Source organism: Okeania sp. (assembly GCF_983059655.1).
Genome location: NZ_CEZPJD010000408.1, coordinates 1 through 6,906, shown reverse-complemented (window position 1 = coordinate 6,906; position 6,906 = coordinate 1). Strand labels below are relative to the sequence as shown.

General features: G+C 34.7%; 3 protein-coding genes. 2 read left to right on the top strand and 1 reads right to left on the bottom strand.

Annotated features, from left to right (window positions below):
• Positions 1 to 353 precede the first annotated feature (353 nt).
• Together AC3DU7_RS20515 and AC3DU7_RS20510 are read left to right on the top strand one after the other, a co-directional pair.
• Positions 354 to 3,773 (top strand): TonB-dependent receptor domain-containing protein, encoded by a 3,420-nt coding sequence (locus AC3DU7_RS20515; protein ID WP_488041159.1) that lies wholly within the window; start codon positions 354 to 356, stop codon positions 3,771 to 3,773.
• A 15-nt stretch (positions 3,774 to 3,788) separates the two neighbouring features.
• Positions 3,789 to 4,838, top strand: coding sequence for an ABC transporter substrate-binding protein (locus AC3DU7_RS20510; protein WP_488041158.1), 1,050 nt, complete (start codon positions 3,789 to 3,791; stop codon positions 4,836 to 4,838).
• Between the two features lie 46 nt (positions 4,839 to 4,884).
• Here AC3DU7_RS20510 and AC3DU7_RS20505 read toward each other — a convergent pair whose 3' ends face one another.
• On the bottom strand, positions 4,885 to 6,453 hold the full coding sequence (locus AC3DU7_RS20505; RefSeq protein ID WP_488041157.1) for a PAS domain-containing sensor histidine kinase: 1,569 nt from the start codon (positions 6,451 to 6,453) through the stop codon (positions 4,885 to 4,887).
• Positions 6,454 to 6,906 lie beyond the last annotated feature (453 nt).

Here is a 6,906-nt window from a genome sequence, read left to right as displayed (position 1 = left end):
AGGCTTTAAACCATAATTATTTAATTATTAATTAGTTAATTATTCGGTAAGATCAAAAATTGAAGAAGGCAGAAGGCAGAAGCGGTCTGACCCCGCGTCGGCGTCAGACGCAAGGGAATGCTGACCAAGAGAGGGAAAATTGCATGGGGATTCTAACCCAAACAATTTTGAAAACCGTGTAGACAGTGGGGAATTAAACCCATAAGGTAAATGATGAATACTTTACTCTAGCGTCAACTCAAAAACAACAATAATCAGGATTTTACAGTGGATTTAACCATTGAATATCCTGCAAATGACTTTAACTTAATATTTAAAACTAGGGTGCTATCGTGATGAATTAAAGGGATTTTATGCAGTCTTACGAAAAAATGGATTTAACCAAGTCAAAAATGAACGATGAATCAAGATTAAAGGAAATCGGGTTAGGTTTAGCTTTATCGTTTCTCGTAGCAACACCAGCACAAGCAAAAGTCTTGCCCCTTTCAAATCAGTTGAGTCTATTAAATGACCAGACTAACAATCTATATAATTCTATAGACAGTTCAGATCGGCAAATCTACATTAATAGTGTGGATAATATTTCAATACTACTGTATAATCTACCTCGAAAAGGAGATTATCAAAAATTCCCTATTTTTACAAATCAGGTATCACCCTCAACACCCATATTAGAACAAAAACTATTAACAAAAAAATATGAGAAAAGATTGATTGACAGGTTTGTTAGTAGTACAAACAACGAAAATCATAAAATCCCAACATTAGAATTATCACAATTAACAACTCATTTGCAAAGTGAAAATGCTCCTTTATTACCTACAAGTGACAATTATTTAACCCTATTACCTCCTATCTCAGAAAAAAGAACATTAATTACTCGGCACAAACTCCTACAAAAAAAACTAGAAGTTGAGGAATTAAAATCCCAAAACATAGAATATAGGCAGGCAAAACAGGAAAATTTATCTGTAACTCTTGCCGAGCAAAATATTAATAAAAAGCAGCAACAAAGACAGAACAAATTTGAAAATATAGATAACTTCATCCCGAACTCTGTTGTACAAAATAAACTAGAAGAAAATCTGACAAATTTTAATTTGTCAACCATTCAAAATAAATCCAATGAGTCTAATGACTCAGAAAAAAATGCAGCACAACAACAAAATCCAATTGAACAAAAGCTAAACCCACAAGCTTCAAGAATCTTCCGCATTAACGAAATACAAAAGCCCCTAACCACTGCATCAGCACTATATCAACCAGATATAGTTATTACTAACTTTTCTGAAAATATCAGAATAGCCCAACAAATAATCCAAGTAACGAATATCAAAGTTAACACTACAGCAGAAGGTATAGAGATTGTCTTAGAAACCTTGAATGGAGAAAAATTACAACTCAGGAGTTCCGTAGATGGAAATACTCTGATTGCCGATATTCCCAATGCTGTACTAGCTCTTCCAGATACAGAAGAATTTTCAGCTAAAAATCCCATCAAAGGTATTACTAATGTTACAGCAAAAACAGTAGATGGTAATAGTATTAGAGTTACTATAGAAGGAGAAACAGACCTGCCAACAGCAGCTATAGTTTCTACAGACGAGGGATTGACTCTAAGTGTAAATCCTGTCACTGAAGAAATAGAAGTAGTAATTAGTGCTACTCGTACTGGTAGAAAAGAAGAAGACATACCGCGCAGTATTACTGTCATCGATCGCGAACAGATAGAAGGTCAAGGAGGGGTCAGCATCAGCAATAACGTCTCAGACATTCTGGGTAGGCTAGTTCCTGGTTATGGACCTCCACAACAAGTGGAGCGCAGGACTTCTGGGCAAAGTATGAGAGGTCGTCCCGCATTAATCTTAATTGATGGAGTTGTTCAAAACTCAAATTTTAACCTATCATCAGAGCTGAATACTATAGATCCATCAGCTATTGAACGGATTGAAGTGATTCGTGGACCATCTGCTCTCTATGGAACTGGTGGAAGTGGCGGAATTATCAATATTATCACTCGCGAACCTACGGAATTTAAACTTCAACAAGAAGGACAAGTGGGTATAAATGACTCTATAGGTGATGAAACATTTCCGGGGAATGGAATAGGTTATAACTCTAGATATAGTTTTTCAGGCAACCAAGGAAGATTTAACTGGCGGTTTCAGACATCACTAAATCAAAATAATAGGTTGTATGATGCGGACGGGGATATAATTCCATCTGCTGATTTAGATGGCTCTAGGAGCTTAAACTTTTTGACTAAACTAGGGTTGAATATCAGTGAAAACCAGAAACTAGCATTGAATTATAACTTGTACAATGACCGCATATTCTCAGAATACTTTAATGATCCAATAACTGCCACAATTCCTGGTTTGCAAAAAGCAAGAGCTATCAGAATAGGCAAGCTTGAATATGAAGAGCCACCAGAACAAACAAATCATAATCTGAGTTTAACTTATAATCATGATGATATTTTTTTCGGCTCTAAACTTTATACTCAATTCTTCTTTCAACGTACTGATTTAAGAAATAAAGTTGGTGATAACAGAGGATCGGTTGCTGCTGCATTCCCTAATATAACAATTACCCCCGATATTCCCCTTGTTTCTCAAACTGGTATTGAACAGAGAAAGTTAGGAACAAGATTTCAAATTAACACGCCTATTACTAATTCAGCAAATCTGCTATGGGGGTTTGATTATACAAATGAAAAAAATGACACCGAAGAATTTGTGATCGATTCTATAGCATTAGATGAAGAACGAGAAGTAAATATTTTAGAGAGAGTCAACAATATTCCTAAGTTTGAACTAAATAACCTGGGACTTTTTCTCGAAGGAAACTGGGATGTTTCTCAAAAATTAATACTCACTGGAGGTGCGCGTTATGAAAATATTGATATTGATGCTGAAGATTGGACGGGAAGTCCAATATCAAATATTTTTGATGTTGCAGCAGGAAACCCTTTACCTGAGTTTGAAGGAGGTCAAGTCAATCAGTCAGATGTAGCCTTTAATTTTGGAATTCTTTACAAACTCTCATCGACAATTAGTTTATATTCTAATTTTTCCCAGGGTTTTACTATTCCTAGCTTGAGATTAGCAGCGACTTTTGCAACGGATGAATTTAGTGTTTTTGATATTGACGATTTGCTAGAACCAGAAAAAGTAGATAATTATGAAATAGGAGTTCGTGGCAACTGGAATTCAGTACAGTTTACTTTAGCAGGTTATTACAATCATACAGATAAAGGACAGAATTTCATCACAACTGACACTATTGGAGAAGTTGTGAGGACTCCTCAAAGAAACTATGGAGTAGAAGCTAGTATTGATTGGCAACCAGCTAATACCTGGAGTCTTGGAGGGACTTTTACTTGGATGGAGGGTGATGGGGATCTGTTTCCCAATGATAATCGTAGTTTTGTACCTTTGAGTAGCTTTGACGTACAACCAATGAAGTTCACGTTTTATCTAGAGAATCAAACTTTGCCTATTTGGAAAAATCGCTTACAACTTTTGTATGTAACCGATCGCAATCGCGCTTTTGACGAAGGCACAGATCCATTTAGAATATCTGGTTATACCACAGTAGATTTTCTTAGCAGCCTCAATGCTAATTGGGGAAGATTGGAGGTAGGTATTGAGAATTTGTTAAACCATCAATATCTTCCTGTTGTGAGTCAAACTCGTGTAGGACTTACAGAGGTTCGGCGTTTCGCTGCTCCCGGAAGAGCTCTTAGTATTCGCTATTTTCTGAATTTTTAGTACAAATATACTTCTATGAAAAAAATAACCGGAATCAAAACCAGTTTTGAAATGCTTTTGGGAGTGTTACGCCAGGCTACAACTTTTTTAATACTTGCAATTTTAATTGGTTGTAGTTCTCCAGCTAAAAATTCTAGTTCTACATTGTCTGAGGAGCAAGAGACTGAAAATGCTACAGAAGAAGCCATAATTTTAACTGACTCTACCAATACTCAGATTATTTTAGACAAAATTCCAGAGCGTATTTTGTGCATAGATCCTATCTGCCTAGATATTTTAGCTGAACTAGGAATACAACCTGCCGGGGTTTTACAAAATATAGCTGGTTGGGCTCAAGAACCTGATATGTTTGGAGAGCAGGGCAAAAAAATTCCTCAAGTTGGTGGTTTACGCTTTCTTGAGCCAAACTTAGAGCAAATTGTCCAACTCAAGCCAGATTTAATTATTGGTTTTCCTATACACAAGAAAATACGGGAAGCACTAAAAGGAGTTGTTCCTTTATATATGCTGGCGACTCCCAAAACTTATTCAGATGCGATCGCCAACCTGAAAACTGTTGGAGAATTTACAGGAAAGAATGTTGAAGCTGAAGCAGCAGCAAAAAAATTTCTGGATAAGTTAGCAACTTACAAAGCGAAATCCCCAAAGAATCAAAGTATCATATTAATACAGGGTCAAGAGACCAATTTCACTTTATTTACAGATAAAACTATCAACTGTGCGTTACTGAATCAACTTGCCAATTGTTTGTCACCTGAGTATGATAATAGCGATCTAATATTTGGCACTATTCCTTTTTCTCTAGAGAGACTTACCAAATTAGAACCAGATGTGATTTTTATCTCATATAATGATGAGACTAATAATGATATAGAAGAATTTGTAAATTATTCAGATAGTCCTTTATGGCAGGGGTTAACAGCAGTGAAAAACCAACGGGTTTACAAGATTTACCGATATAGAATTATCGTTCTTGGAACTCGTGGTTTAGGTAGAATGCTGGATCTAACTATGCCTAAGATTTATCCAGATGTGTTCTCAGATAAATTAGTGAGTGAAGAGTAGGGAGTGATTATAGCGTCTTTCTACTTTTGAATAACTATGTTTTATCTTAATTTCGAGTAGGTATTTTGATAGTAAATTCAGTTCCTTGTGAAGGATTAGAAATACATTTTAATAAACCCTTGTGCTTTTCTACCACTATATTATAACTAATTGACAGTCCTAAACCTGTTCCTTTGCCTATTGGTTTTGTAGTAAAAAAAGGGTCGAATAATTTAGATTGAATATTTTGGGGAATTCCCATTCCATTATCACATATCTTAATCATAATCCATTTTTTATCTATTAATTTTGTCACGATTCTAATTTGAGGAGCTGAGTTTTTTCCTTTAGCTATAGATTCTTCTAAAGCATCAATTCCATTAGCTAAAATATTCATAAATACCTGGTTTATTTGACCAGGATAACACTCAATTTGAGGTAAGTTAGCATATTCTTTTAAAACTTGAATAGTTGGACAATTGGGTTTTTCTTTCAATCGATGATTTAAAATCAACAAAGTACTATCAATACCAGAATGAATATCTACTGGCTTCATATCTGCTTCATCGAGGCGAGAAAAATTTTTCAAAGACTTAACCAATTCACAGATACGCTCAGTTGCTATATTCATTGAATTTAATAATTTAGGTAAGTCTTCAATGATAAATTCTAATTCTATTTCCTCTATTTTTTGTGATATTTCTACCCCTGGCATTGGAAATTCTTGTTGATATAGATTAACTAAATCTAGTAAGTATTGAATATAATTATTTACCGGATATAAATTACCCCGAAGAAAATTAATAGGATTATTAACTTCATGAGCAATACCAGCTACTAGCTGACCTAAACTAGATAGTTTTTCTGCCTGAATTAATTGAGCTTGAGTTTCAAGAAGTTCATTTAAAATTTGTTGTAGTTTTTCGGCTTTTTCTCTGGATTCAGCTTCCGATTTTTGCAGAGCATTTATCAGTTTCTGGCGTTCTGTAATATCAGTGGCAACACCAATTACACCAAATATTACGTCATTTTCTCCTTTTAAAGGAGACCATCTAATATTAAAAATTAAGTCCCCAAACTGAGCAATTGCTTCAGCATTTTCTCCCCTTAAAGCACAATTATTAGCTTCCAAAAGTTGAGGTTGGTCTTGGTAGACATCATAAATAGATCGTCCTAATATTTCATCTAATTGTTGACTTGTTAGTTTGACATTTTTACCTTCAAGTAAGGTAAATATACCATTATAATCAAGGGTAAATAAAAGAACTGGAGCATTTGTAATAATAGTTCGTAACTGCTGTTCTTTATCAGATAAAACTTGGGTCATTACTCTAGCTATTGCTGTAGCTCGATATTGAGTAGTAGTCATAGACCAAGTTAAACCAAACAGAAGACAACTAATGGTTAAACCATTCGCCAGTATCAGTATCGACTTTTGTTGTTCTGCTTTTGCTATTTCCCTTTTTTCATAGTCTGTTGATGTCTCTGTTAAACTAACAAAAAGTCTATCCGATCTTTGCCAGACTATCCATGTTACTCCTAATGATAATATTAGTAATAGCCAAGGCAGCCATTTTAATAATAGCTGTAATCTAGATGGAGATGAATCGGAATCAAATTTTGGGTTAAGTGACATTATACTGTATAATTCTTTCTAGATTAATTAATGAGAAAAAGTTATTGATAAATATCACCATTACTAATTGAATATATAGTCAATATAGTGAATCTACCTTAAATTCGCTTCTGACCTACTTTTCAAGTTAAATATCTATAGTTCATTCATTATTATAATAGATAATTTTTCTCAATAATGTATTTTTTTCTCAAAATAATTGGATTTCGCCAGTCAAGGCGGGGTGGCGAAATATTTTTGGAGCCTTACTCAAATCCTCTACTTTCCCTCCTGGGAGCAGTAGGGGTGAGTTAACTTCTGACTTCTAACTTCTGACTTCTGACTTCGTTATTTAGGGCTTGCTGATTAACCATAAAACCTTTTACAGATAAAGACTTTAGCCTTTTTAGAGTGAAATAAGTGCAAGCTTTTCAGTCTCTAGAGCTGCAAAAAGTTAGCATTTTGAGTAGACAA

What these genes read in the sequence shown, in the direction of transcription:
- AC3DU7_RS20510 (WP_488041158.1), top strand. Translation starts at nt 3,789, where the DNA reads ATGAAAAAAATAACCGGAATCAAAACCAGTTTTGAAATGCTTTTGGGA.
- AC3DU7_RS20515 (WP_488041159.1), top strand. Translation starts at nt 354, where the DNA reads ATGCAGTCTTACGAAAAAATGGATTTAACCAAGTCAAAAATGAACGAT.
- AC3DU7_RS20505 (WP_488041157.1), bottom strand. Translation starts at nt 6,453, where the DNA reads ATGTCACTTAACCCAAAATTTGATTCCGATTCATCTCCATCTAGATTA.